The sequence below is a fragment of the Burkholderia pyrrocinia genome, assembly GCF_022809715.1.
GTDB classification, from domain to species: Bacteria; Pseudomonadota; Gammaproteobacteria; order Burkholderiales; family Burkholderiaceae; genus Burkholderia; species Burkholderia pyrrocinia_C.
Genome location: NZ_CP094459.1, coordinates 3,089,328 through 3,115,135, shown reverse-complemented (window position 1 = coordinate 3,115,135; position 25,808 = coordinate 3,089,328). Strand labels below are relative to the sequence as shown.

Sequence of the window (25,808 nt, the reverse complement as noted above, 5' to 3'; positions counted from 1 at the left end):
TTTGGAGGAAATCTCGTCTCGTCAGTCTTGGTCGATCTTGCGTTCGACCTTGAGCGGCGGCGCCCATGCCGGCTGCGCGGCGTCCTGGGCGTCGGTGGTGAGGCCCGGCACGCCCGGCGGGTTGCCGAGCATCGGGAAGCCGAGCTTCTCGCGCGAGTCGTAATAAGCCTGCGCGACGAGACGCGACAGCGCGCGGATGCGGCCGATGTACGCCGCGCGCTCGGTCACCGAGATCGCACCGCGCGCATCGAGCAGGTTGAACGTGTGGCCGGCCTTCAGCACGAGTTCGTACGCGGGCAGCGCGAGCTGCGCGTCGATCATCCGCTTCGCTTCCGCTTCGTAGCTGTTGAAGAACGTGAACAGCAGGTCGACGTTCGCGTGCTCGAAGTTGTAGGTCGACTGCTCGACCTCGTTCTGGTGGTAGACGTCGCCATACGACAGGCGGCGCAGCTCGGGGCCGTTCGGGCCGTGCTCTTCCCACTCGGTCCACACGAGGTCGTACACGTTCTCGACCTTCTGCAGGTACATCGCGAGGCGTTCGAGGCCGTACGTGATCTCGCCGAGCACGGGTTTGCAGTCGAGGCCGCCGACCTGCTGGAAATACGTGAACTGCGTGACTTCCATCCCGTTCAGCCACACTTCCCAACCGAGGCCCCACGCGCCGAGCGTCGGGTTTTCCCAGTCGTCCTCGACGAAGCGCACGTCGTTCTGCTTCAGGTCGAAGCCGAGCGCTTCGAGCGAGCCGAGGTACAGGTCGAGGATGTTCTCCGGCGCCGGCTTGAGCACGACCTGGTACTGGTAGTAGTGCTGCAGGCGGTTCGGGTTCTCGCCGTAGCGGCCGTCCTTCGGGCGGCGCGACGGCTGCACGTATGCGGCGCGCCACGGCTCGGGGCCGACCGCACGCAGGAACGTGTGGACGTGCGACGTGCCCGCGCCGACTTCCATGTCGATGGGCTGGAGCAGGGCGCAACCCTGCTTGTCCCAGTAGGACTGCAGCGTCAGGATGATTTGCTGAAACGTAAGCATGAAGAGCCTTCGAGGCGCTGGCGCTCCGTTGCGGGCCGCGCTCCGGGCAGGGCCCCGAGGGTCGGCTCGCGCGGCGGCGCGGCTTGTTAGTGTGCTGAAACGTGTAATTTTACCGGATCGGCGACCGGATGCGGCCGGAACGCTGGCGAGGCCGCTGCCGGCCCGCTTCCTGCGGCCTCGCCAGCGTGACCCCGTGCGCTCCGCGCAGGCGCATACGGCCCGTCGCGACACGCGTGCCGCGACGCTTCGCGCGGGCGTTAAGATGCGCGTATTGCGGCTCGCGCGACGCGTGCCGCGCCACCGCTTGCAGGCTCCGATCGCATGGACGACCCGACCGACATCCTCATTCCGCTGCTTCCGCCGTTCCTTGCGCTGCTCCGGCACGCCGCCGATGCGCAGGCGCGCGGCGAGCGCGCCGCGCACGATCTGTGGCTCGCCGCAGCCGCCCATCTGCATGCGGTCGACGCCGATGCGCTCGCGCAGCTCACATCGACGCTCGTCGCGCGGCAGCGCACGGCCGACGCGCTCGCGCTCGCCGAATGCGCGGCGCGCGTGCGGCCGGGCGCGGCCGCGCACTTCAATCACGGCTATACGCTGCAGATGGCCGGCCGTCACGCGGACGCGGTCGCGCCGTACCGTGCGGCGCTGGCGGCCGATGCCGGCTGGCCGTCGCTGCGCAACAACCTCGCGATCGCGCTGCGGCTGTCGGGCGGCGACCGCACGGAGGAAATCGCGCTGCTCGACGCGGCCGTGAACGCCGATCCGCGCGACGTGCAGGCGTGGATCAACCTCGTCGTCGCGCGGCTCGCGACGCACGACCTCGACGGCGCGCTCGCGTGCGCCGCGCGGCTCGCCGACCTCGCGCCCGACAACGCGCTCGCGATGAACAACGTCGCGATGGCGATGAAGGAGGCGCAGCGCTGGGACGACGCCGAGCGCTACGCAGCGCGCGCGTGCGAGCTGGCGCCCGACGACGCGTCGTTCCGTTTCAATCTCGCGATCATCCAGCTCGTGCGCGGCAATCACGCGGCCGGCTGGCGCGGCCACGAGGCGCGCTGGGACGGCGCCGGCGAACTGCGCGGCCGCCGGCCGGCGCTGCCGGGCCCGCGCTGGCAGGGCGAGCCGCTCGCGGGCAAGACGCTGCTCGTATGGGGCGAGCAGGGGCTCGGCGACGTGCTGCAGTTCTGCCGCTTCGTCACGCCGCTCGCCGAGCGCGTGCATCGCGAGGGCGGCCGGCTCGCGTGGAACACGTTCCCGCAGGTGGGCACGCTGATGCAGCGCAGCCTGGGCGCGCAGGCGGACGCGTTCGGCGCGGGCGGCGGCGTCGACGCGCTGCCTGCATTCGATTACGAAGTGCCGCTGATCGGCCTGCCGCTGATGCTCGGCATGGAAGCGTCGACGCTGGCGTCGTCGGTGCCGTACTTGCGGGCCGATCCGGATGCGCGCGATGCGTGGCGCGCGCGGCTCGCGGGCGACCGCCGGCTGAAGGTCGGGCTCGTGTGGACGGGCAGTGCGGGCCACCAGCGCAATCCATTCCGGCGCGTCGGGCTCGAGCGTTATGCCGATGCGTTCCGCGGGATCGACGGGGTCGCGTTTTATTCGCTGCAGCCGGGCGCGGATGCGGATGTCGCGGCGGCGCGTGCAGCCGGCTTCGCGATCGAGGACTTCACGGCGGAACTGAAGAGCTTCGACGATACGGCCGCGTTCATCGGCGCGCTGGATCTCGTGATCACCGTGTGCACGTCGGTTGCGCACCTGTCCGGCGCGCTCGGTGCGCGCACCTGGGTGCTGCTCGACGTGAATCCGCACTGGCCGTGGCTGCTCAAACGCAAGGACAGCCCGTGGTATCCGACCGCGACGCTGTATCGGCAGCGGACGTTCGGCGCGTGGGAACCGGTGATGGAGGAGGTGGCAGGTGATTTGCGGAGCCTGGCCGCGCAGCCGGCTCAATCGGACCGATCGGCCCGGCAGGCCTGAGCGGCCGACCGCATTGCGGTCACGGGCCGCGTCATGCGCGCCGGTCGTCGTCGGGCTTCGCGCCGTTGCGCCGGCGCAGCCCCGGCCCGAACGTGAAGCCGAACGCAAGCAGCACGAACGACACCGCGAGCACGATGTTGTTGCCGCTCGTCACGTACGGCGTGAAGCCGCTCGTGCCTTCGATCCGCACGTCGAGCGAGCCGATCGTGAACGGCTTCAACTGGCCGAGCACGCGCCCGTGCGCGTCGATCGCGGCCGTCATCCCGGTATTGGTCGAGCGCAGCATCGGCCGGCCCGTTTCGAGCGAGCGCATCCGCGCGATCTGCAGGTGCTGGTCGAGCGCGATCGTGTCGCCGAACCATGCGAGGTTCGTCACGTTGACGAGCACGCCGGGCGGCTGCGGATTGTCGCGGATCGTTGCGGCGATTTCCTCGCCGAACAGATCCTCGTAGCAGATGTCGGCCATCACGGGCTGGTTGTGCACGAGGAACGGTTTCTGCACCGGCGCGCCGCGTGCGAAATCGCCGAGCGGCATCTTCATCAGGTCGACGAACCACCGGAAGCCCCACGGAATGAATTCGCCGAAGGGCACGAGGTGGTGCTTGTCGTAGTGATAGATGTCGCGCGAGTTCGGCGTTACGCCGTACAGGCTGTTCGTATAGTCGACGTAGCGGCCTTCCTCGGTCACCGACGCGCCGACCGCGCCGAACAGCACGGCCGAACCGGTCGTGTCGCTGAACTTGCGGATCGCGACGGCGAACGGCTCGGGCAGTTCCTGGATCATCACCGCGATCGCGGTCTCGGGCGTGACGATCAGGTCGGCCGGCTTCTCGACGATCATCTGCTGGTACATCTTGATCGCCGCGTCGATGCCTTCCTGCTCGAACTTGATGTCCTGCTTCACGTTGCCCTGCAGCAGCCGCACGGTGAGCGGCGCGTTCGCGGGCACGGTCCACGTGACCTGCGACAGCCCGAGGCCGGCCGCGACGAGCGCGACGGCGACGCCGGCCGGCGCGGCGATACGCACGCGCGCGTTGCCGCCGGTGCTGCCTTCACGCAAGGGCGACGGGCGCGCGACGGCGAGCGCCTGCACGACCAGCGCGGCGAACAGTGCGAGCACCCACGCGATCCCGTACACGCCGACGATCGGCGCGAAGCCCGCGAACGGGCCGTCGACCTGCGGGTAGCCGCTCGCGAGCCACGGAAAACCGGTGAGCAGCGTGCCGCGCAGCCATTCGCCGAAGGCCCACGCGCTCGCGAACGCGAACGCGCCGTGCCAGGTCGGCGAGAACGGCCGCGGGTCGGGCGCGCGGCGATGCCACGCATGGCCCGCGCAGAACGACCACAGCCCGGCCGAGAACGCCGGGTACAGCGACAGGTACAGCGCGAACAGCACGAGCGCGCCGCCCGCGAGCGGCGCGGCCATCTCGCCGTATACGTGCATGCTGATGTAGAGCCACCAGATGCCGCTGATGAAGTTGCCGAAGCCGAACGCGCCGCCCGTGAGCGCGGCGCCGCGCCAGCTCGACGTGCGCGTCAGTTGCGCGAAAAACCAGACGAATACGGCGAGCTGCAGCCAGCCGCCGTGCGGCGTCGGTGCGAAGCTGAGCGTATTGGCCGCGCCGGCGAGCAGCGCGGCCGGGTAGTGCCAGCGTGGCAGCGCGCGGCCGGGTGCCGGCGCGAGAAGGCCGCCAGCCGGGCGGGACGGGATCGGATCGTCCATGTGAAGCGGAAGTGGGCGAGCGGTTGAAGGAGACGCGGCTGGCGCGGGACGGTCAGTCCTCGTGCGAGGTTTCGGCGCGACGGCTGGCGAGCGGGTTGCGGCGCACCAGCAGCACATGAACCTGGCGCGCATCGCCGCGCTGGATCTCGAATACGAGGTTGCCGAGCTGCAGCTTCTCGCCGCGGTGCGGCACGCGTCCGAAATGATGGGTGATCAGGCCGCCGATCGTATCGACTTCGTCGTCGGGGAAATCGGTGCCGAACGCCTCGTTGAACTGTTCGATCTCGGTTAGCGCGCGCACGCGGTAGCGGCCGTCCGGCCCTGCGATGATGTTGCCGGCTTCCTCGTCGAAGTCGTATTCGTCCTCGATGTCGCCGACGATCTGCTCGAGCACGTCCTCGATCGTGATCAGGCCCGCGACGCCGCCGTATTCGTCGACGACGATCGCGAGGTGGTTGCGGTTCACGCGGAAGTCGTGCAGCAGCACGTTCAGGCGCTTCGATTCGGGAATGAACACGGCCGGGCGCAGCATCCCGCGCACGTCGAACTCTTCTTCGGCGTAGAAGCGCAGCAGATCCTTCGCGAGCAGCACGCCGATCACGTTGTCGCGGTTCTCCTCGAACACGGGGTAGCGCGAGTGCGCCTTTTCGAGGACGAACGGGATGAAATCTTCGGGTTTGTCGGCGATGTTGATCGCGTCCATCTGCGCACGCGGCACCATGATGTCGCGCGCGCACAGGTCGGATACCTGGAACACGCCTTCGATCATCGACAGCGAATCGGCGTCGATCAGGTTGCGTTCGTGGGCGTCCTGGAGGATTTCCAGCAGCTCGCCGCGGGATTCGGGCTCGGGCGAGATGAAGTCGGTCAGGCGCTCGAGGAGCGAGCGCTTTTCTTGCGGTTTGTCGGTTGGCTTACGACTGGGATACGAATCGTTCATGGTGGTGCGCCCGGGTCGTGCCGGGGCGCGCTGTCACGGAGTAGGCAAGGATACACCAAGGGCACGACGCGACCGTGTCACCCCGGCCGTGCGGCCAGGGTGCGCAGCCCGCGCGGGCCTGCTCGCGGACGGCCGCGCCGGGCGCGGCATCGTCCTCGTGTCCATCCTATCCCAGAAAAGGGCGGCGGCGCAGCCGCGGCAAAAATCGGGTGTGGGCAGGACGGGGGCGGCGTGGAAAGGCGACCGGCCGGCCGGTCGGTACCGGGGCGGCATTCTGCCGCACGCGATCGCTCCCGGCGCGCGGCTCTCAAGAAAACGCCGGGCCGCCCCAGGTTTTCTTGACCCTCTCGGGGGGCCTGGCGAGAAGCGACAGGTCCGGGGGCGCTCAGAACCGCATGCCGGTCGAGCAGCCGCCGGCGGCCGCGCCGTTGGTCGCGGCGCCGCCGCAGCCGAGTATTCCGCAGCCGGACAGCGCGACGCTCGCGGCGACGATCAGCGCGGCGACCTTGCAGCGGGACCAGCGTGACGGTTTCATCGGCAGGAACCTCGTTCGAATGCGCAGGGAGCGCGGTTTCGCGCAGCGGCAAGCCGGGCGTCGCGTTGCGTCACCGGCATCGCGCGAGCAGCCCTTCCAGCGCGCGATCGGGGATGCCGCTCGCGCGCAGCGCGTCGACCGTGCGGCTCACGTAGTCGAGCGTCGTGCCGTAGCGGCCGGCCGCGCAGCCGAACACCTCCTTCACGACGGAGTCGGACAGCTTGCCCGTATAGGTCGGCGCGTCGCGGCGCATCACGAACGCGAGCGCGTTCACGCGTTCGCCGTTCTCGAGCGAGCACGGCAGCCACGCGGGCCGGTACGAACCCATCGGCATCTCGCGCTTCCACAGCGTCTCGAGGTGCGGCTGCGCGGTCGGGCCCGAGAGCCGGAACGCGATGCCCGAGCACGAGCCGCCGCGATCGAGCGCCAGCACGAGGCCCGGACGTTCGGGCGTGCCGCGGTTCACGCGCGACCACAGGTAGAGCCCGCGATGGTAGCCGTGCACCTTGCCGCGCACGGCGGCGACGGTCGGCAACCCCGGGTTCCAGATCAGCGAGCCATAGCCGAACAGCCAGAGGTCCTGCCGGCCGTCCCAGTCGCGCATCGTGTGCGCGAGCGACGCCGCGAGCTCGTCTTCCGTCAGCAGCCGCCCGTCGCCGATCGACGGCGGGTAGGCGGGCGGGAGCATCGCGGCGTTGCGCATCGTGCGGCCGGCTTACTGGTACGGGTTCGGGAAGCCCAGCTTCGCGAGGATGTCGACTTCGAGCGCTTCCATTTCGGCCGCGTCCTCGTCGCTCGTCTCGTGGTCGTAGCCCTGCGCGTGCAGCGCGCCGTGCACCAGCAGGTGCGCGTAGTGGGCCGTGAGCGGCTTGCCCTGGTCGTGCGCTTCCTGCTCGACGACCGGGCAGCACAGCACGAGGTCGCCGATCACGGTGCCGTCGGGCGCCGCGTCGTACGCGAAGGTCAGCACGTTGGTCGGGTAGTCCTTGTGGCGGTAGCCGGCGTTCAGCGTGCGGCCTTCGTTTTCGCCGACGAAGCGCACGGTGAGCTGCGCGCCGGCGAACAGCGCCGGCTCGATCCATTCGGCGATCAGCTTGCGCTTGGGCAGCGTCTTGCGCACCGCGCTCGTGATTTCGTCGCCGTATTGCACGGACAGGTCGAGTTCCGGCTCGTGCAGCGCGTCTTCGATTTCGTCTTCGCGCGGTGCGAGTTCGGCGCCCACGTGCAGCGTCACGCTGTCGTAGTGCTCGGGCTGCAGCGCCAGCTTCGCGCGCATCGCCGGATCGTTGTGCTGCGCGACGATCGCGACGGCCGCATCCCCCGAGCTGCCCGACAGGTCGAACATCAGGCTGCGGCCGTCCGGGAAGTCGATTCGCAGCCCCTGTGCGTTGACGGTCCGGGCCTTGCCCTTCGCATCGAACAGCGAAAGACGGGGGGATTCGGGCGCGGCGGACTGGGCGCGCCCGGACTTGCGAGAACGGGAGGATTTCATGACACGTGCGGCGATTGGAACGCGTTGAGGATACACCAAACGGCCGATCGCGCCCGAATTCGCGCGGGCGAAAAAAGGCCCGGCGCGCCGTCTGGCGGGCCGGGCCGGCAGGCCGGGGCAGCGCGCGGGCGCTGCCGGCCGGTCAGCTATCCTGGTGCTGCGCGTGGAACTCGTCGTACGCCTCGACGATGCGCGCGACGAGCGGATGGCGCACGACGTCCGCGCTCGTGAAACGCGTGAGCGCGATGCCGCGCACGCCGCTCAGCACCTGCTGCGCCTCGACGAGGCCGCTCTTGTGGCCGCGCGGCAGGTCGACCTGGCTCGTGTCGCCGGTCACGACCGCCTTCGAGCCGAAGCCGATCCGCGTGAGGAACATCTTCATCTGCTCGGGCGTGGTGTTCTGCGCCTCGTCGAGGATGATGAACGCGTGGTTCAGCGTGCGGCCGCGCATGTACGCGAGCGGCGCGATCTCGATCATCTGGCGCTCGAACATCTTCGCGGTCTTGTCGAAGCCGAGCAGGTCGTACAGCGCGTCGTACAGCGGACGCAGGTACGGGTCGACCTTCTGCGCGAGATCGCCAGGCAGGAAGCCGAGCCGCTCGCCGGCCTCGACGGCCGGGCGCGTCAGCACGATCCGCTTGACCTGGTCGCGCTCGAGCGCGTCGACCGCGCACGCGACCGCGAGGTAGGTCTTGCCGGTGCCGGCCGGCCCGATGCCGAGCGTGACGTCGTGCGACAGGATCTGCTTCAGGTATTCGCGCTGCGCGGGCGTGCGGCCGCGCAGGTCGGCGCGCCGCGTGTAGAGCTTCGGCCCCTGCTCTTCGAGCGCCTCGTCGTCGAGCTGCACGACAGGCTCGTCGAACGGATGGTCGGGGTCGCCGCGAAAGCGCACGTCGAGCGTGTTCTCGCGGCCGTTGCCGGCGGTGTGGCGCACTTCGACCAGCGCGAGCTGGATGTCGTCGACCGACAGCGGATCGCGCGCGCGGTTGTAGAAGTTGTCGAGCGCCGCGAGCGCGAGCTTGGCGCCGCGCCCGCGGATCGTGATCCGGTGGCCGCGCCGCGCGAGCGTCACGTCGAGCGCCTGTTCGATCTGCCGCAGGTTTTCGTCGAGCGGGCCGCAGAGATTGGCGAGGCGCGCGTTGTCGTCGCGCGGCGCGATGAATTCCAGGGGGTGGGCGGGCTTCAAAGTGGCGTCGGGCTCCGGTGATGCGTCGGTCAGTGGGTGGCCGCGCTCGCGTCGTCGCTGACGAGCACGAGCTCGCCGCGCAGCGAATGCGGGTACGCATGGTTGATCTTCACGTCGATCATCTGGCCGATCAGGCGCGGGTGCGACGCGAGCGGCGCCGGGAAATTCACGACCCGGTTGTTCTCGGTGCGGCCCGCGAGTTCGTTCGGGTCCTTGCGCGACGGGCCCTCGACGAGGATCCGCTCGACCTTCCCGACCATCGACTGGCTGATGCGCGCGACGTTCTCCTCGATGGTCGCCTGCAGATGTTGCAGGCGTTTGAGCTTCACTTCGCGCGGCGTGTCGTCGTGCAGGTTCGCGGCCGGCGTGCCGGGGCGTGGGCTGTAGATGAACGAGAAGCTCGTGTCGTAGCTCATGTCGTGCACGAGCGCCATCATCTTGTCGAAATCCTCCTCGGTCTCGCCGGGGAAGCCGACGATCATGTCGGTCGACAACGACAGGTCGGGGCGGATCGCGCGCAGCTTGCGGATCACCGACTTGTATTCGAGCACCGTGTAGCCGCGCTTCATCGCCATCAGGATGCGGTCGGAACCGTGCTGCACGGGCAGGTGCAGGTGGCTCACGAGCTTCGGCACCTTCGCGTAGGTGTCGATCAGCCGCTGCGTGAATTCCTTCGGGTGCGACGTCGTGTAGCGGATCCGCTCGATGCCGGGGATGTCGGCGACGTATTCGATCAGCGTCGCGAAATCGGCGATCTCGGATGCGCCGGCCGTCAGCGCGCCGCGATACGCGTTCACGTTCTGGCCGAGCAGCGTGACTTCGCGCACGCCCTGGTCGGCGAGGCCGGCCACTTCGGTCAGCACGTCGTCGAGCGGGCGCGACACTTCGTCGCCGCGCGTGTACGGCACCACACAGTAGCTGCAGTACTTCGAGCAGCCTTCCATGATCGACACGAACGCGCTCGGCCCCTCGACGCGCGCGGGCGGCAGGTGGTCGAACTTTTCGATTTCGGGGAACGTGATGTCGACCTGCGCGCGGCCGCTCGCGCGGCGCGCGTTGATCATCTGCGGCAGGCGGTGCAGCGTCTGCGGGCCGAACACGAGGTCGACGTACGGTGCGCGCGACACGATCGACGCGCCTTCCTGGCTCGCGACGCAGCCGCCGACGCCGATCAGCAGGCCGGGCTTCGCTTCCTTCAGCTCGCGCACGCGGCCGAGATCGGAGAACACCTTCTCCTGCGCCTTTTCACGCACCGAGCACGTGTTGAACAGGATGACGTCCGCGTCTTCGGGGTTGTCGGTCTTTTCGAGGCCTTCGGCCGCATTGAGCACGTCCACCATCTTGTCCGAGTCGTACTCGTTCATCTGGCAGCCGAAGGTCTTTACGTAAACTTTCTTGGTCATGGGGATTCGCCGTTCGCAGTGGTTGACCTGGGGGCGTCGTCAAGGGTGAATCGGGACGGCCGTACGCTGCACGCAGGTTGCGCGCGTCAAGCATGAAAGGCCGTCGGGAAAGCTTTCCATTATAGCTTTTCGCGCTGCGCCGGACGGCCGGCGGGTTGCGGCCGCGCGACGTCGATCGTCAGGTTCCGACCCTTGAGCGGCCATGCATCGGCCGTCAGCGGCACGCGTTCAGCAGGTCGTCGAGCGCGGCTTCCTCGCGCGCGAAGCGTTCGGCGAGAAAGTCGAGCAGCACGCGCACGCGCGGCGCCATGTAGCGCTTGCTGTGATAGATCGCGTGCAGCGGCGCGTCCTGGTGCCGCCAGTCGGGCAGCAGCACGCGCAGCCGGCCCGCGCGGACGTCGTCGGCGATGTCCCACAGCGATTTCAGCGCAATGCCATGGCCGCGCAGCGTCCATTCGCGCGTGAGGCCGCCGTCGTTGGTCTCGAATGCGGTCGCGACCGGCACCCTGTGGATCTGCACCTCGTCGCCGCGCGTGAAGTGCCAGATGTTCATCGGCCCGGACGCGATCGTGATCACGTTGCACGGAAAGCGGGCCAGATCGTGCGGGTCGGCCGGCACGCCGTGGCGCTCGACGAACGACGGCGCCGCGCACAGCACGCGCCGGTTCGTCGCGAGCCGGCGGGCGATCAGCGCACCGTCGGGCGGCGCGGCGAAGCGGATCGCGAGGTCGATTTCGTCCTGCCACAGGTTCGACGACGAATCGGACGCCGTCAGCGCGAACGTGACGTCGGGATGGCGCGTCGTGAATTCGTCGAGCCAGTCGAGCAACTGGTTGCGGCCGAAATCGGACGTCGACGACAGCCGCACCTTGCCGCCGACGACGTTGCGGCCTTCCTGCAGCATCGCGTCCGCGTCGTCGAGCGCCTGCAGCGCCTGGCGGCAGCAGTTCAGGTACAGCCGGCCTTCGTCGGTGAGCCGCAATTGCCGCGTCGAACGTTCGAACAGCCGTGTCGCGGTCTTCGCCTCGAGTTTCGCGAGGCGCGCGCTCGCGGCGGCCGGCGTGAGGTTCAGCTTGCGGCCGGCAGCGGACAGGCTGCCCAGTTCCGCCGCCTCGACGAATAGCCGGATATCGCCCAGTCGATCCATTCGATTTTCCAGAGTTTTTTGAAAATGGTTCAAATGCCACGCCAATTATCAAATATAGGCATCTTCGGGACAATGCGCGCACATCCCGCTTCTTGTGCGGTGCGGCACCGACCGGGCGCCGCTTCCGCCGCCCTCCGGAGAACGTCATGCCCATCCCGTTACTGGCGCTCGCGATCAGCGCCTTCGCCATCGGCACCACCGAATTCATCATCATGGGCCTGCTGCCCGAAGTCGCGCACGATCTCGCCGTTTCGCTGCCGTCGGCCGGCCTGCTCGTCACGGGTTACGCGCTCGGCGTCGCGGTCGGCGCGCCGCTCCTCGCGGTGCTGACGAGCCGCATGCCGCGCAAGGCTGCGCTGCAGTTGCTGATGGCGATCTTCATCGTCGGCAACGTGCTGTGCGCCACCGCGTCCGGCTACGCGATGCTGATGGTCGCGCGCGTGGTTACGTCGTTCGCGCACGGGTCGTTCTTCGGGATCGGCGCGGTGGTCGCCGCGTCGCTCGTGCCGGCCGACAAGCGGGCGAGCGCGATCGCGCTGATGTTCACGGGGCTCACGCTGTCGAACGTGCTCGGCGTGCCGTTCGGCACGTTCGTCGGCCAGCTGCTCGGCTGGCGCGCGTCGTTCTGGATCGTCGCCGCGCTCGGCGTGCTGGCGCTCGGCGGCGTGGCCGCGCTCGTGCCGAACCGCCACGACAGCGGGCCGGTCGGCCTCGGCCACGAGGTGCGCGTGCTGAAGGAGCCGCAGGTGTGGCTCGCACTGCTGATGACCGTGCTCGGCTTCGGCGGCGTGTTCGTCGTGTTCACGTATATCGCGCCGATTCTCGAGACGGTGTCGGGCTACTCGCCGCGCTCGGTCGCGCTGATCCTCGTGCTGTTCGGCGCGGGGCTGACGATCGGCAATACGATCGGCGGCAAGCTCGCCGACCGCGCGCTGATGCCGTCGCTGGTCGCGATCCTCGTCGCGCTGATGGCCGTGATGGCCGCGTTCGCCAAAACGAGCCACCTGCCGGTCGCGGCCGCCGTCACCGTATTCGTGTGGGGGATCGCCGCGTTCGCGACGGTGCCGCCGCTGCAGGCGCGCGTGGTCGAGAAGGCCGCGAGCGCGCCGAATCTCGCGTCGACGCTCAATATCGGCGCGTTCAACGTCGGCAATGCGGGCGGCGCGTGGCTCGGCGGCCTCGCGCTGGAACACGGCTTCGCGCTCGATGCGTTGCCGTGGGTTGCCGTCGCGGTGACGTTCGCGGCGCTCGTCGTCACGTGGCTCGCGATGCGGCTCGATGCGCGCGGTCCGGCGCGCGGCGCGGCGCCGGCGGCACAATGAGCGGCGCGATGGTGGCGTGACGGCGACGCCATAGCGGCAGGAAAAGGTTCGCGAGAAACGCATTCCTCCGCGATGCTGATAACGGTGTGAAGATAACTTCGTTTGCCCGCGCAAGGCCGGGTGATAGCGTCTCGATACGCGCCGTTGCAGGCGCAACCCGATTCCGATCCCGGCTTACCCCATACGCAGGGCCGCGCGGCGGCCCGGAGGCAATGCTATGTCTTCATCCCTGGCGCTGGTGCGCGACGTGTCTTCCTTCGAGTCCGGCAACGCCGCCGACGTGCGGGCATCCGCGTCGCTCGATGTCCTCGAACAGGTCGTCGGCGTGAATCTCGCGCGCTTGCGCGCCGAGCGGCAACTGTCGCTCGATGCGCTCGCGCGGCTGTCCGGCGTGTCGCGCGCGATGCTCGCGCAGATCGAGTCGGCGCGCAGCGTGCCGTCGATCAAGGTGCTCTGCAAGATTGCCGCGGCGCTGAAGGTGTCGGTCGCCGCGTTCCTGCGCCGCCATGCGGTGAACGGCTTCGAACACCTGGCGGCCGAGCGCGCGTCGCGCGTCGTCAGCTCGAACGGCCGTTTCTCGGCGCGCGCACTGTACCCGGAAGGCGAACCGGCCGCGGCCGAATTCCACGAGCTGCGGATCGCGCCGCTGCATACGGAGCCCGGCACGCGCCGAGCGCCCGGCACGACGGTCAACCTCGTCGTCAGCGAGGGCACGCTTGAAGTCAGCGTGCATGACCGCCGCCAGTTGCTCGCGACCGGCGACGCGATCGTGTTCGATGCCGACCAGCCGTACAGCCTGCGCAACCCGGGCGACAGCGAAGCGCGCGCGTTTCGCGTGACGGTGAGCCCCGAGGTGCCGCCGCGCTGGCTCGTGCCCGACGCGGCGCACGCGGCCGGTTGATCGTGCGGGTCGCACGGAGCGGTTGCCGTCCCCATATCGGGCGGGACCGCAGCGCGGCCGTCGGCCGTCTGGACGATGCCGTTAGACGGAGTCGTCAGTAAGGTTTTAGGTGCTGTTGGCTGCGCCATGCGCGCGGCTGTTGTATGCTTGGCCCGCCGACGATGGGCAGCCCCCATCCGGCAATCAGTGCGTCTTCAGGGCGGGGCGAAATTCCCCACCGGCGGTAGGCTGGCGTAAGCCGGCGAGCCCGCGAGCGCCCGCGCCACCGCGCGGGGTCAGCAGATCTGGTCGAATGCCAGAGCCGACGGTCACAGTCCGGATGAGAGAAGATGTGCAGATAGTCATGTCCGCCAGGGCCGCTTCGCGATGCGTGCGAAGCGGGTTGTCGTTCTGTCTGTTTGCAATGCCCTGAAACGTTTTTCGCCCAAATCGTATTTGCGAGGAGCGTTTCACATGTCCTTGATGTCCGTTTCGTCGGCACCCGCCGACGCCTTTGCCGATCTCCCGTTGCTGGATTCCGAACCGGTGCCGCCGCGCATCGCCGCTGCGCTCGAAGCGATGCGCGCGGGCCGCGCGGTCGTGCTGCAGGACGACCACGACCGCGAGAACGAGGCCGACCTGATCGTCGCCGCCGAGCGCATCACGCCCGAGACGATGGCGCTGCTGATTCGCGAGTGCAGCGGCATCGTGTGCCTGTGCCTGACCGACGACACGGTGCGCGCGCTCGAACTGCCGCCGATGGTGCAGACCAACGAGAGCCGCAACGGCACCGCGTTCACCGTCTCGATCGAGGCACGCGAAGGCGTGCATACGGGCGTATCGGCGGCCGACCGCGTGACGACGATCCGCGCGGCGATCGCCGACGGAGCGAAGCCGCACGACATCGTGCGTCCCGGCCACGTGTTTCCGCTGCGTGCGCAACCGGGCGGCGTGCTCGCGCGCCGCGGTCACACCGAAGGCACGGTCGACCTGTCGATCCTTGCGGGCCTGAAGCCGGCTGGCGTGCTGTGCGAGCTGATGAATCCGGACGGCACGATGACGCGCGGCGACGACGTCGAGCGTTTCGCGCGACAGCACGGGCTGCCGATGCTGACGATCGCGGAACTCGTCGAATTCCGCGAGGCGCTGGCCGCTGCGCGCGAGGGCTGCTTGAGCGACGCGTAGAGGGCTGCACGCGTAGTCCCGAAATTTGGCGATTCGGCGATATTCGGCTTCCGGAGCGCTACCTATACTCGACCGGGCTCGTCGGCATGGCGAACCGATAGTCCGGTTCGTGGTGTCGTGCTTGCACAAGGAGCCCGCGGCGGTCACGCACGGGTGTCGATCACGAACCAACAGAGGTAGGGAAATCATGCGAACAATCAACATGACGGAACGCGCATGCGTCGGTGGCGGGGCAGGCGGCCAGAACGCGATTCAATTGCCGGAGGGCACCGTCGATGCGGGGTTTGCGGCCCACGAGATTATGACGGCGCGTCCCGTTTTGCCGGGAGCAGCGGTTGGCGGCTCACGTGGGCGCTATCTCATCTACAAGTTCCCGCACGGCTGTACCCCGCCGATGATCCCGCGAGAGTGGCTGCGTTAAGCGCCGACGGCCCGGCGTGAAGGCGGGCCGCCAGTACAGCGGGCCCGGCTTCACGCCGGGCATCGCACTGACAACATGTCCTGGCTGATCAAGCGCGGCAATTGGCTGGTCGGCTAGCGCCCCTGCAGAATTCCGCTGCACCTGCTGCGCTGAACGGCGCGTTCCGTTCGCGACGGCATATCGTCCAGCGCTGCCGTCGCGACACGTTCACGACTGCACGTCGCCGAATTCGCCGCGCATGCCGGCTTCGACGAGCGCCGGTAGTTCGTCCATCTTGCGCATGATCCGCGTGATGCCCATCGCGCGCAGCGCGTCCGCGTAGTTGTCGGGGATGTGGCTTGCGCCGACGAACGCGATCGTCTTCATCCCCGCCGCGCGCGCGGCATTCAATCCCGATACGCTGTCCTCGACGACGATGCAGCGCGCCGGCGCCACGCCGAGCGTCTGCGCCGCATGCAGGTAGACGTCGGGGTAGGGTTTCGGCCGCGACACCTGCTCGGAACTGAACACGCGTTCGCCGAAGATCTCGGTGAGCGACGCGCGCTTCAGCGAGTTGCGCACGCGCACGAGCCGGCTGTTCGACACGACGGCGGCCGGCAGGCTGACCTTCAGCAGCGCGTCGCGCACGCCGGTGATCGGCGCGAGCGATTGCGCCAGCGCGATCTCGATGTTGTGCTCGATGGTCTCGATGAAGTCGGCCGGCATCTCGACGCCGAAGCGGGATTCGAGCCCCGCGAGGAAACGCGACGTCTGCTGGCCGAACGCCGACTTCGCGGCGGCTTCGAAATCGATATGCGGGAAGGTGGCGGTCAGCGTGTCGAGCAGCACGCGGTCGGCGATGACTTCGCTGTCGACGAGCACGCCGTCGCAGTCGCAGATGAGGTGATCGAGCATGATGGTGAACAAGCGGGATATCGGCGACGCCGATCGATTCGCCATGATACGTGCTTTCACGCGCATGCCGCGCGACGTTTCGGCAAATCTGCCCGATGCGGCCGTGCCGTCGCAGCATTTCGTACAGGTGTGCTGCCGATCGTGCGACGGCGGCGGTCCGCTTGCACGGGCCGCCATCGTTCGCGTCACATCTCGATCACGCGCCCCGTTTTCCACGACGTCATCGCGGCCTCGGCCAGCTCGAGCGCGGCGAGCCCGTCGTCGATCGTCGTCCTGACCGGCGTGCCGTCGCGCAGCGCGTCGACGAAGTGCGCGATCTCGGCCGCGTACGCATGCCGGTAGCGCTCGAGGAAGAACGGCTCCGGCACGTCCGTCGCGATGCCGCCGGCCAGCCACGCGCTCACCTCGGTCGGCCGCACGTTGCCGGCCTGCAGCATCCCGTTGCTGCCGAGCAGCTCGAAGCGCTGGTCGTAGCCGTAGGCCGCGCGCCGCGACGTGTTGATCTGGCACAGCAGCCCGCGCCGCGTGCGGATCGTCACGGCGGTCGAATCGATGTCGCCGGCATCGAGCACGGCCGGGTCGGTCAGGCAACTGCCGGTCGCGTGCAGCGTCTGCGCCTCGTCGCCGAGGATCCAGCGGAACACGTCGAAATCGTGGATCAGCATGTCCTTGAAGATGCCGCCCGAGCTGCGGATGTAGTCGACGGGCGGCGCGCCCGGGTCGCGGCTCGTGACGACCAGCATCTCCGGCGTGCCGATCTCGCCGCGTTCGACGCGCGCCTTCAGCGCGGCGAAGGTCGGGTCGAAACGGCGCTGGAAGCCGATCATGCAGGTCACGCCGGTGCGCCGCACGACGTCCGCGCATGCGCGCGAGCGCTCGACGGTCAGGTCGACCGGCTTCTCGCAGAACACGGCCTTGCCCGCGTTCGCCGCCGCGACGATCAGGTCCGCATGCGTGTCGGTGCTCGACGCGATCACGACCGCCTGCACGGCCGCATCGCCGAGTGCGCGTTCGATGTCGGCGACCTGCGCGCCGTGTGCGTGTGCGAGCGCTTCGGCCGACGGCGCGTGACGGTCGATCACGTATTTCAGTTTCGCGCCCGGATGGCGCGCGAGATTCGCCGCATGGATCTTGCCGATTCTTCCTGCGCCGAACAAAGCGAATTCGATCATTCTGTTCTCCTCTTTCTTTAAGTCCGTTGTCTTCTTCCTGTCGGGCCCGTGCCTGGCGCGCACATCGAGTGCATGGCCGCACGCGTCGTCACGTGTACGGGTCGTCACGCCGGCCGCGCACCGCGGCGACGCTCAGCAATCCGCCAGTTCGCGCCGCACATAGTCGATGCTTGCCCGCAGCCGGTCTTCGATGTCGTCGGCTTCCGCGATTTCGTTCGCGAACGGCTCGAACGAGAACGCGCCGCGGTAGCCGCGCGCGAGCAGTTCGCGCAACTGCCGGATGTTGCCGAGCCGGTCGGCGCCGCCGACCAGCACGCGATGGCCGTCGCGCATCCGGTCGACCGGCAGGTCGGCTTCGTCGACGCCAGAGATGTGCACGAGGCCCGTCAGGTTCGGGAAGAAGATGTCCTCGCCCGACAGGTGATGGTGGAACGTGTCGTGCACGAGCCGGAAGACCTGTTCGCCGGCCGCGTCGTAAATGCCTTTCACCGCGTCGGACTTGCGGCGCAGCGCGCACTCGTCGAAGCCGAGCGGCTCGATGAAGCCGAGCAGGCCGCGCGCTTCGAGGATCGGCTTGAGCGCCTTCAGCGCCTTCACGAGATCCGCATGGCGCACGTCCGCGCCGCGCGTGTCGCCGCGGCTGTTGGTCGGGCACAGCACCAGCGCACGCGCGCCGCACTGCGCCGCGTAGTCGGCCAGCGCGGTCGCTTCGTCCGCGCGCTCGGCGCTCCATTGCTCGAAGCGCTGCAGCGCGTTGATCGTCAGGATCGTCACGCCGCCGGCTTCGGCCGTCGCGCGCACGGCGGCGGCCGGCGTGCCGTCGGCGATCTCGACGCCGTCGAGATCGTTGCGGATTTCGATCGTGTCGATGCCGAGGCGCCGGCACAGTGCGACATAGCGGTCGAGCGGCAGGCGCGGCGCGCTCATCCGGTTCAGCGAAAAGTGGAATGCTTGCGTCATCGTTCTGTCCTTGTGTGTCGAGTAGGGGCGGGGGCTGAATCAGGTGAGGTCGCGCGCGGTGGTGTCGGCCGGCGCATCCGTCGGCGGCGCGGCGAGTGCGTGCCATGTATCGCGCAGCCAGTGCGCGCATGCGACGTTGTTGTCGAAGATCGAATAGCGTGCGCCGCCGCCGTAGTCGGGAAACGGGATGAACTCGCAACTGATCTGCTCGAGCCGCGCCGACCGAGCGTGAGCCTGCGATTGCAGCAACTGGCGCAGCGCGGCCTTCCACGTGTCGAGCGCCGCCGCGTGCCATTCGCCGTGCCAGGCGCCCGGTGCCGGCGCGACGAACGGATACTGGATGCCGCGGCCGGGCCGGCCGTCCGCGCGGCGCATCCAGCGGTTCTCCGGGTTGTTCGGAATCACGCTGCGCGCATGCGCATGCCGGACCCAGCCGCGCGCGATCCAGTCGGCGTAGATGGCGGCCGGCGATGCGGGGTCGAGCACGAGACTGCCGCTGTCGACCCGTTCGCGAATGCCCGACGCATCGAGTTCGGCGCGATTGCCGATCTTGAACAGCAGGTGCGAATGATCGAGCGTGATCCGGAACGGCGCACCGGCCTGCTCGACATGCTGCGCGACCCGCGCGACGCGCGTGAAATCCTCGCTCCACATGTCGACGTGCACTTCGAGGCTCGGCAGGCAGCCGACCGGCTCGCCGCGTTCATACGTGCGCAGGTAGAAATCGGCGACTTCGCGGTCCGACAGCGGATGGCCGTCCGCGTGATGCGCGTACAGCTGGCAGTTGAGCACCGTGCTGCCGAACCGCGCGCCGGCATCGACGATTTCGGCGACATGCGTTTCGTCGCGGCCGGCGCACCAGATGCCGCCGATCACGCGAATCGGCAGCGCGTGGCGTTCGACCAGCGCGAAATACGGCGACAGATCTTCGCCGCGCGACGGGTTCTTTTCGACGTAGTCGAACACGCCGGCGCCGGCGATCATACGGAAGCGTTCGGCAGGCGTGGGCAACGGCAGGCCGTCGTGTTCGAGCACGCCGTCGAGGTTTACGCCGATGAGGATCGATTCAGCCATCGTCTCCTGTCCGTTGTTGTGCTGGGGATGGCTGTCCAATGTACGGATGCGCGGCGCGGGCTGCATGACAAACGTTGACGAAAAATCGCCAATGCGCCGGTCGATTTTTTTCGCCGCGCGCATGCGCCGCGATGCGCGGCGACATTCAGGGCTGCAGGTAGGCGCTCGTCCTCACGTTCGCCGCACAGAACACGCGGAATTCGACCGGGTCGCCGGGCGGCGGCTGTTCGACGATCCCGCACGCATGCAGTACGTGCTGCAGCGCGGAAATCACCTGTCCGTCCGGATCCTGGTCGATCGCGAGGTCCATCGCACCGGCGTCGATGAAGGTGCGGTGCTCGTCGAGCATCTCGTGCCCGATCCAGACCACGCGGCCGGTCGCGCCGGCCTTGCGCAGCGCCGCTTCGATGCCGGCCGAGCCGGCGCCGCTGTTGTAGATCGCGACCACGTCGTCGTGTGCCTGCAGTGCCTTCGTCACCGCGCGGTAGCAGCGGTCGTCCTGGTCGAGCGTCTCGACCGGCTCGCCGTCGCAGCGCAGCGCGGCGAACGCGTCGGCGAGCTGGTCGCGGCAGCCGGCCATCCGGTCGGCGTGCGCGCGGTAGCCCATGCGGCCGCCGAGCAGCAGCACGCGGCCCGGGCGTGCCGCCAGACGGCCGACGTAGTAGCCGGCCGTGCGCCCGGCGCGGTAGTTGTCGATGCCCGCGTAGTGCACGCGATCGATGCCGCCGATGTCGGTGACCATCGTGACGACGGTTTCGCCGCGCGCGATCGCGCCGGCCAGCGCATCGCGCACGCGGGCGGTGTCGCGTGCCGTGACGATCAGCGCCGCGCGCCGGTATGCGGGCCGTTCGATCAGCGCGGCGGCGCGTTCGTCGTCCGCGGCGGGCAGGATCGTCCGGTGCACGACCACGCGCCGGTCGAGCATCTGCAGCGAGCGCTGCAGCGCCTGCTGCAGCCGCCGGAAGAACGGCGCGTCGGTGTCCGGCAGCAGCACGTCGACGTGGATCAGCCCGTGCCGCGTGTCGGGCAGCTGCCGCGGCACGCCGAGCTGCCGCGCCGCTGCGACCACGCGCTCGCGCGCCTGCGCCGACACGCTGCCGCGCTCGTTCAGCACGCGGTCGACGGTGGTCGTGCTGACGCCGGCGAGCGCCGCGATCTCGTCGAAGCGCGCGGTGCGCTTGCGCCAGCGCGGCCCGGATTCACCTGCCATGGTCGTCTCCATCGTCGTGGTCGCCATCATCGGGTGCGTGGCGCTGTCAGGAACGCTAAAACGATGGCGAAATTTCGTCAACGTTTCGATTGAGCGGGGGCGGCCAGTCGCCTAATTTTGGTTCCATGGGGGAAGCGCTTGCCGCGCTTCCCGCACACAAGCAAACCAGGAGACACGAGTGGCCCATACCGACGACCAGGCGCGCGATCGCACGGCGGCGCGCCGTCAGGAATACAGAATGATCGGCGGCGCAGGCGAGCGCGCGCACGCGGCGGGGCTCGTCAACGCCGAGTGGTACCGGTGCGCGGTGCCGCGGCCGCTGATGAAGCAGTTGATGCAGCGCGGCGACGCGCGTGCGATCCGCGACACGCTGATCTGGTACGCGGCGATCGCGGCCAGCGGCGTGCTCGCGTGGCTGGCCTGGCGCGCGCATTCGGCGTGGGCGATCCCCGCGTTCTTCGTGTACGGCACGCTCTACTGCAGCCCGGCCGATTCGCGCTGGCACGAATGCGGGCACGGCACCGCGTTTCGCACGCGCTGGATGAACGACGCGCTGTACCAGGTCGCGTCGTTCCAGGTGTTCCGCCGCGCGACGGCATGGCGCTGGAGCCATGCGCGCCATCACACCGACACGCTGGTCGTCGGACGCGATCCGGAAATCGCCGCGCCGAAGCCGACCGACTGGCTCGCGCTCGCGCTGAACGTCGTCGCGCTGAAGCATGTGGCCGGCGAACTGCGCAAGATGATTGCGGCCGCGTTCACCGGCCGGCTCGACGACGAGGAGCGCACCTACGTGCCCGAATCGGAATGGCCGAAGGTCGTGCGCGAGTCGCGTATCCATCTGGCGGTCTATGCGCTCGTGGTCGGTGCTTCGCTGTACCGGCACACGCTCCTGCCGCTGCTCTACATCGGCTTGCCGAGCCTCTACGGCGCGTGGCTATACCTGTACTTCGGCCTCACGCAGCACGCGGGCATGCCCGAGAACGTGCTCGATCATCGGCGCAATTGCCGCACCGTGATGATGAATCCGGTGTTCCGCTTCCTGTACTGGAACATGAACTACCACGTCGAGCACCACATGTTCCCGATGGTGCCGTTCCACGCGCTGCCGAAGCTGCACGAGGCCGTGAAGGCCGACATGCCGCCGCCGTACCGCAGCACGCTCGCCGCGTATGCGGAGATCGTGCCGGCGCTGGTCCGGCAGACGCGCGACCCGTCCCATTACGTCGTGCGGCCGGTGCCGGACACGGCGCGCGCGTGATCGACATCGAACAACCCAAGCAAGGAGACACGCATCATGACGCAATGGATCGACACCGGCGCGCTCGACGACATCGACGATGAAGACGTCGCGCGCTTCGATCACGCAGGCCGCACGTACGCGATCTACCGGATCGACGGCCAGGTCTATGCGAGCGACGGCCTGTGCACGCACGAGCGCGTGCATCTCGCGGACGGGCTCGTGATGGGCCATGTGATCGAATGCCCGAAGCACAACGGCCGCTTCGACGTGCGCGACGGCCGGCCGCTGTCCGCGCCCGCATGCGAGAAGCTGCGCACGTACCGCGCGAAGATCGAGGGCGGCCGCGTCCTGATCGAGGTGTGATGCGATGACGAACCACCGTGTGATGGCGATCGTCGGTGCGGGCCATGCGGGCGGCCGCGCGGCGCAGGTGCTGCGCGAGTCCGGCTGGCACGGGCGCATCGTGCTGATCGGCGCGGAGTCGCACCTGCCGTACGAGCGGCCGCCGTTGTCGAAGGGCGTGCTGACGGGCGAGCGCAGCGCGGCGCAGTGCCGGTTGCGCGATCCGGACGCATGGGCGGCCGACGGCATCGAGCCGGTCGTCGCGACGGTCGAGCGCATCGATCCGCACGCACGCGAAGTGTGCGTGTCCGGCGGCCGGGTGTTCGGCTACGACGCGCTGCTGCTCGCGACCGGCGCTCGCGCGCGCCGCCTCGCGATTCCGGGCGCGGCGCTCGACGGCGTGTTTGCATTGCGCACGCTCGACGACGCGGCGGCACTCGGCGCGCGGCTCGTGCCCGACGCGCGGATCGTGCTGATCGGCGGCGGCTTCATCGGTCTCGAAGTCGCGGCGTCGGCGCGGCGGCGCGGCTGCCGCGTGACCGTGCTCGACGCCGCACCGCGCCTGCTCGGGCTCGCGGTGCCGGAGACGATCGCGGCGCGCGTGCACGCGCTTCACGAGGAGCAGGGCGTGGCGATCCGCGTGAACCGGAAACCCGTTGCGATCGAGCGGACCTCGGGCGGCGCGCTGGCCGTCGCGCTCGACGACGGCGACACGCTGATCGCCGATACGGTCGTGGCCGGCATCGGCATCGAACCGGCCGACGAGCTGGCGCGCGACGCGGGCCTCGCGGTCGATCGCGGCATCGTCGTGAACGCTCGGCTCGAGACGTCGGCGCGCGGCATCCATGCGGCCGGCGACGTCGCGGTGTTTCCGAGTACGTTGTCGGGGCGACCGGTCCGGCAGGAGACATGGCACGGTGCCGAGACCCAGGCGCGCGCCGCCGCGCGCAACATGCTCGGCGCCGACGAACCGTATCGAGAGATGCCGTGGTTCTGGTCGGATCAGTACGACGCGCAATTGCAGGTGGCCGGGGAGCCGGCGCTCGGTGAACGGTCGGTTGCGCGCGTGCTCGGCGACGATGCGGAAATCCACTTTCATTTCGACGCGGGCGGACGGCTCGTCGCGGCGAGCGGCTTCGGCCGCGCGTCCGGATTCGTCAAGGAGATGAAGCTGGCGAGGACGCTGGTCGAACGCGGCGCCGCGGTGGCGCCCGCGATGGTCGCCGATGCGAACGTGAAGCTGAAGTCGCTGTTGCCGACAGACGGCGCGTAGGCGGTAGGCGCAACGCCCGATGAAAAACAGCCCGCGGCCTTCCGGCACGCGGGCTGTGTTGCTTCGTCGATGCGACGGGCTACGTCAGTGCGGCACGTGCAGTTGCAGATAGAGCACGGCTGCGAGCGAGCCGCCGATCAGCGGGCCGACCACCGGAATCCACGCATAGCGCCAGTCGCTGTCGCGCTTGCCGGGAATCGGCAGCAGCGCATGCATCAGGCGCGGCGCGAGGTCGCGCGCGGGGCTCATCGCATAGCCGGTCGGGCCGCCGAGGGAGATGCCGATGCCGAGTACGAGCAGGCCGACGGGCAGCGCGTCGAGCGCGCCGAGGCCGACCTGCGGCGATGCGAGATACAGCACGCCGAGGATCAGCACGAACGTGCAGATCGCCTCGGTCAGCACGTTGTGCCGGACGCTGCGGATCGCGGGCGCCGTGCAGAACACCGCGAGCTTCAGGTCCGCATCGGCTTCCTTCGCGAAGTGCTGGCGATATGCGAGCCACACGAGCAGTGCGCCCGCCATCCCGCCGAGCATCTGCGCGACGATGTAGCCGCCGACTTTCGACCACGCGAACTTGCCCGCGAGCGCGAGGCTGATCGTCACGATCGGGTTCAGGTGCGCGCCGCTGAACGACGCGGTCACGTAGACGGCGACGAATACGGCCATCGCCCAGCCCCACACGATCACGATCAGGTCCGCGCCCTTGCCCTTGGTCTTCGCAAGCAGCACGTTCGCGACCGCGCCGTTGCCGAGCAGCACGAGGATCGCGGTGCCGATGAATTCTGCAATATAAGGTGACATGCTTGTCTCTCGTATGTCGCGGCGGACTCGCGCGCTGCGCGGTCCGCCGGTGTTGTTGTATTTCGTACGGATGGCTGACGATTACTGGGTGTCGTCGGCCCACGCCTTCGCGGCGCGCACCGCACGCTGCCAGCCGGCCATGCAGCGTTCGACCTGCTCCTTCGGCATCGACGGCGAGAAGCGGCGATCGAGTTGCCACTGGTCGCGCACTTCGTCGAGGTTCTTCCAGTAGCCGATCGCGAGGCCCGCGAGATAGGCCGCGCCGAGCGCGGTCGTTTCGGTGATCTGAGGACGCACCGCGTCGACGCCGAGCAGGTCGGCCTGGAACTGCATCAGCAGGTCGTTCGCGCTCGCGCCGCCGTCGACGCGCAGCTCGCCGATGCTGATGCCCGAATCGGCTTCCATCGCGGCGAGCACGTCGAGCGACTGGTACGCGATCGAATCGAGCGCCGCACGCGCGAGGTGCGCGGCCGTCGTGCCGCGCGTGACGCCGAACACCGAGCCGCGCGCCCGCGCGTTCCAGTGCGGCGCGCCGAGGCCGGCGAACGCGGGCACGAGATAGACGCCGTCGGTGTGCGGCACGCTCGCGGCGAGCGCTTCGATTTCAGCGGCCGTCTTGATGATGCCGACGCCGTCGCGCAGCCACTGCACGACCGCGCCCGCGATGAAGATGCTGCCTTCGAGCGCGTACTGCACGTCGTCGCCGATCTGCCATGCGATCGTCGTGACGAGGTTGTTCTTCGACTCGATCGGCTTGTCGCCGGTGTTCATCATCAGGAAGCAGCCGGTGCCGTAGGTGTTCTTCACCATGCCCGACGTCGTGCACATCTGGCCGAACAGCGCCGCGTGCTGGTCGCCGGCGATGCCCGCGAGCGGGATCTTCGACGCGAATACGGTGGTTTTCGTATGGCCGTAGATTTCCGACGACGCCTTCACTTCCGGCAGCATGCTGCGCGGGATGTCGAGCAGTTCGAGCAGCTCGCTGTCCCACTCGCGCGTATGGATGTTGAACAGCATCGTGCGCGACGCGTTCGTCACGTCGGTCACGTGCAGTTCGTGCTTCGTGAAGTTCCACACGAGCCAGCTGTCGACGGTGCCGAATGCGAGCTTGCCCTGGCGTGCCTTGTCGCGCGCGCCCGGCACGTTGTCGAGGATCCAGCGGATCTTCGTCGCGGAGAAGTACGAGTCGATCGGCAGGCCGGTCTTCGCGCGCACCTTCGCTTCGAGACCCTGCTGCTTCAGCGAGTCGCAGAAATCGGCCGTGCGGCGATCCTGCCAGACGATCGCGTTGTAGACGGGCTGGCCAGTCTCGCGATCCCAGACGATCGTCGTCTCGCGCTGGTTGGTGATGCCGATCGCCGCGATCGACGTGCCGTTCAGGCCCGTGCGCGTGACGGCTTCCGCGGCGACGCCGGCTTGCGTCGACCAGATTTCCTGAGGGTCGTGCTCGACCCAGCCGGGTTGCGGGTAGATCTGTTCGAATTCCTTCTGGGCGATCGACACGATATTGCCCTGGCGATCGAACAGCATCGCGCGGGAACTCGTGGTGCCCTGGTCAAGCGCGAGGATGTACTGGTCCTGCATGTCTCTCATCTCCATCCG

The 25,808-nt window shown here is 68.8% G+C and carries 23 protein-coding genes and 1 riboswitch; of the genes, 7 read left to right on the top strand and 16 right to left on the bottom strand.

Going from position 1 to position 25,808, the window contains the following annotated elements; translation table 11 throughout:
• Positions 1–21 precede the first annotated feature (21 nt).
• The gene (gene glyQ, locus MRS60_RS14405; RefSeq protein WP_243564887.1) at positions 22–1,026 is read right to left on the bottom strand and encodes a glycine--tRNA ligase subunit alpha; all 1,005 of its coding nucleotides are present in this window, start codon (positions 1,024–1,026) and stop codon (positions 22–24) included.
• Positions 1,027–1,347: 321 nt separating this feature from the next.
• On the opposite strand from glyQ, the gene MRS60_RS14400 reads away from it, so the two are divergent.
• Positions 1,348–3,003 carry a hypothetical protein gene (locus tag MRS60_RS14400; RefSeq protein ID WP_243564886.1) on the top strand — a complete coding sequence of 552 codons (1,656 nt, stop codon included), beginning with the start codon at positions 1,348–1,350 and terminating at the stop codon, positions 3,001–3,003.
• A gap of 31 nt (positions 3,004–3,034) precedes the next feature.
• On the opposite strand, the gene lnt is transcribed toward MRS60_RS14400, so the two are convergent.
• The 8 genes from lnt to MRS60_RS14360 all read right to left on the bottom strand — a co-directional run bounded on the left by lnt (position 3,035) and on the right by MRS60_RS14360 (position 11,429).
• Positions 3,035–4,726 carry an apolipoprotein N-acyltransferase gene (gene lnt, locus MRS60_RS14395; protein ID WP_034178975.1) on the bottom strand — a complete coding sequence of 564 codons (1,692 nt, stop codon included), beginning with the start codon at positions 4,724–4,726 and terminating at the stop codon, positions 3,035–3,037.
• Between the two features lie 52 nt (positions 4,727–4,778).
• A complete protein-coding gene (locus MRS60_RS14390; protein ID WP_034178974.1) occupies positions 4,779–5,666 on the bottom strand; it encodes an HlyC/CorC family transporter in 888 nt (295 codons plus the stop codon).
• Between the two features lie 385 nt (positions 5,667–6,051).
• Positions 6,052–6,201, bottom strand: a complete 150-nt coding sequence (locus MRS60_RS14385; protein WP_165948079.1) for a hypothetical protein — start codon at positions 6,199–6,201, stop codon at positions 6,052–6,054.
• A 70-nt stretch (positions 6,202–6,271) separates the two neighbouring features.
• Positions 6,272–6,904: a gamma-glutamylcyclotransferase gene (locus tag MRS60_RS14380; RefSeq protein ID WP_034178973.1), complete on the bottom strand. Its 633-nt coding sequence runs from the start codon at positions 6,902–6,904 to the stop codon at positions 6,272–6,274.
• 12 nt (positions 6,905–6,916) lie between these two features.
• A complete protein-coding gene (ybeY, locus tag MRS60_RS14375; protein WP_243564885.1) occupies positions 6,917–7,693 on the bottom strand; it encodes an rRNA maturation RNase YbeY in 777 nt (258 codons plus the stop codon).
• Positions 7,694–7,835: 142 nt separating this feature from the next.
• Positions 7,836–8,879 (bottom strand): PhoH family protein, encoded by a 1,044-nt coding sequence (locus MRS60_RS14370; RefSeq protein WP_105391414.1) that lies wholly within the window; start codon positions 8,877–8,879, stop codon positions 7,836–7,838.
• Positions 8,880–8,908: 29 nt separating this feature from the next.
• Positions 8,909–10,282 carry a tRNA (N6-isopentenyl adenosine(37)-C2)-methylthiotransferase MiaB gene (gene miaB / locus MRS60_RS14365; RefSeq protein WP_243564884.1) on the bottom strand — a complete coding sequence of 458 codons (1,374 nt, stop codon included), beginning with the start codon at positions 10,280–10,282 and terminating at the stop codon, positions 8,909–8,911.
• 214 nt (positions 10,283–10,496) lie between these two features.
• Entirely contained in the window at positions 10,497–11,429 is a 933-nt protein-coding gene (locus MRS60_RS14360; RefSeq protein ID WP_105391415.1) for a LysR family transcriptional regulator, read from the bottom strand.
• Positions 11,430–11,575: 146 nt separating this feature from the next.
• Here MRS60_RS14360 and MRS60_RS14355 point away from each other — a divergent pair, with 146 nt between their 5' ends.
• The 3 genes from MRS60_RS14355 to ribB all read left to right on the top strand — a co-directional run bounded on the left by MRS60_RS14355 (position 11,576) and on the right by ribB (position 14,816).
• A complete protein-coding gene (locus MRS60_RS14355) occupies positions 11,576–12,751 on the top strand; it encodes an MFS transporter (RefSeq protein WP_243564883.1) in 1,176 nt (391 codons plus the stop codon).
• Between the two features lie 217 nt (positions 12,752–12,968).
• Positions 12,969–13,652, top strand: coding sequence for a helix-turn-helix domain-containing protein (locus MRS60_RS14350; RefSeq protein WP_034178967.1), 684 nt, complete (start codon positions 12,969–12,971; stop codon positions 13,650–13,652).
• 186 nt (positions 13,653–13,838) lie between these two features.
• Positions 13,839–13,987, top strand: a riboswitch (FMN riboswitch).
• 118 nt (positions 13,988–14,105) lie between these two features.
• Positions 14,106–14,816, top strand: coding sequence for a 3,4-dihydroxy-2-butanone-4-phosphate synthase (ribB, locus tag MRS60_RS14345; protein ID WP_034178966.1), 711 nt, complete (start codon positions 14,106–14,108; stop codon positions 14,814–14,816).
• Between the two features lie 628 nt (positions 14,817–15,444).
• Here the strand turns inward: ribB and MRS60_RS14340 are convergent.
• The 5 genes from MRS60_RS14340 to MRS60_RS14320 form a co-directional block, all read right to left on the bottom strand.
• Entirely contained in the window at positions 15,445–16,131 is a 687-nt protein-coding gene (locus MRS60_RS14340; protein WP_217591231.1) for an HAD family hydrolase, read from the bottom strand.
• A gap of 185 nt (positions 16,132–16,316) precedes the next feature.
• The gene (gene iolG, locus MRS60_RS14335) at positions 16,317–17,303 is read right to left on the bottom strand and encodes an inositol 2-dehydrogenase (RefSeq protein WP_243564882.1); all 987 of its coding nucleotides are present in this window, start codon (positions 17,301–17,303) and stop codon (positions 16,317–16,319) included.
• Between the two features lie 132 nt (positions 17,304–17,435).
• Positions 17,436–18,263 (bottom strand): TIM barrel protein, encoded by an 828-nt coding sequence (locus MRS60_RS14330; RefSeq protein WP_243564881.1) that lies wholly within the window; start codon positions 18,261–18,263, stop codon positions 17,436–17,438.
• 39 nt (positions 18,264–18,302) lie between these two features.
• A complete protein-coding gene (locus MRS60_RS14325) occupies positions 18,303–19,337 on the bottom strand; it encodes a xylose isomerase (RefSeq protein WP_243564880.1) in 1,035 nt (344 codons plus the stop codon).
• 145 nt (positions 19,338–19,482) lie between these two features.
• Positions 19,483–20,547: a LacI family DNA-binding transcriptional regulator gene (locus MRS60_RS14320; protein ID WP_131946985.1), complete on the bottom strand. Its 1,065-nt coding sequence runs from the start codon at positions 20,545–20,547 to the stop codon at positions 19,483–19,485.
• A 178-nt stretch (positions 20,548–20,725) separates the two neighbouring features.
• On the opposite strand from MRS60_RS14320, the gene MRS60_RS14315 reads away from it, so the two are divergent.
• Genes MRS60_RS14315 through MRS60_RS14305 form a run of 3 tightly spaced genes read left to right on the top strand, consistent with a single transcriptional unit; the run spans position 20,726 to position 23,405 of the window.
• On the top strand, positions 20,726–21,808 hold the full coding sequence (locus tag MRS60_RS14315; RefSeq protein ID WP_034178962.1) for a fatty acid desaturase family protein: 1,083 nt from the start codon (positions 20,726–20,728) through the stop codon (positions 21,806–21,808).
• Between the two features lie 36 nt (positions 21,809–21,844).
• Entirely contained in the window at positions 21,845–22,153 is a 309-nt protein-coding gene (locus MRS60_RS14310; RefSeq protein WP_034178961.1) for a non-heme iron oxygenase ferredoxin subunit, read from the top strand.
• A 4-nt stretch (positions 22,154–22,157) separates the two neighbouring features.
• Positions 22,158–23,405 (top strand): NAD(P)/FAD-dependent oxidoreductase, encoded by a 1,248-nt coding sequence (locus MRS60_RS14305; RefSeq protein ID WP_243564879.1) that lies wholly within the window; start codon positions 22,158–22,160, stop codon positions 23,403–23,405.
• 84 nt (positions 23,406–23,489) lie between these two features.
• On the opposite strand, the gene MRS60_RS14300 is transcribed toward MRS60_RS14305, so the two are convergent.
• Positions 23,490–24,206, bottom strand: coding sequence for an MIP/aquaporin family protein (locus MRS60_RS14300; protein WP_105391421.1), 717 nt, complete (start codon positions 24,204–24,206; stop codon positions 23,490–23,492).
• Positions 24,207–24,287: 81 nt separating this feature from the next.
• A complete protein-coding gene (gene glpK, locus MRS60_RS14295) occupies positions 24,288–25,790 on the bottom strand; it encodes a glycerol kinase GlpK (RefSeq protein ID WP_111016167.1) in 1,503 nt (500 codons plus the stop codon).
• Positions 25,791–25,808 lie beyond the last annotated feature (18 nt).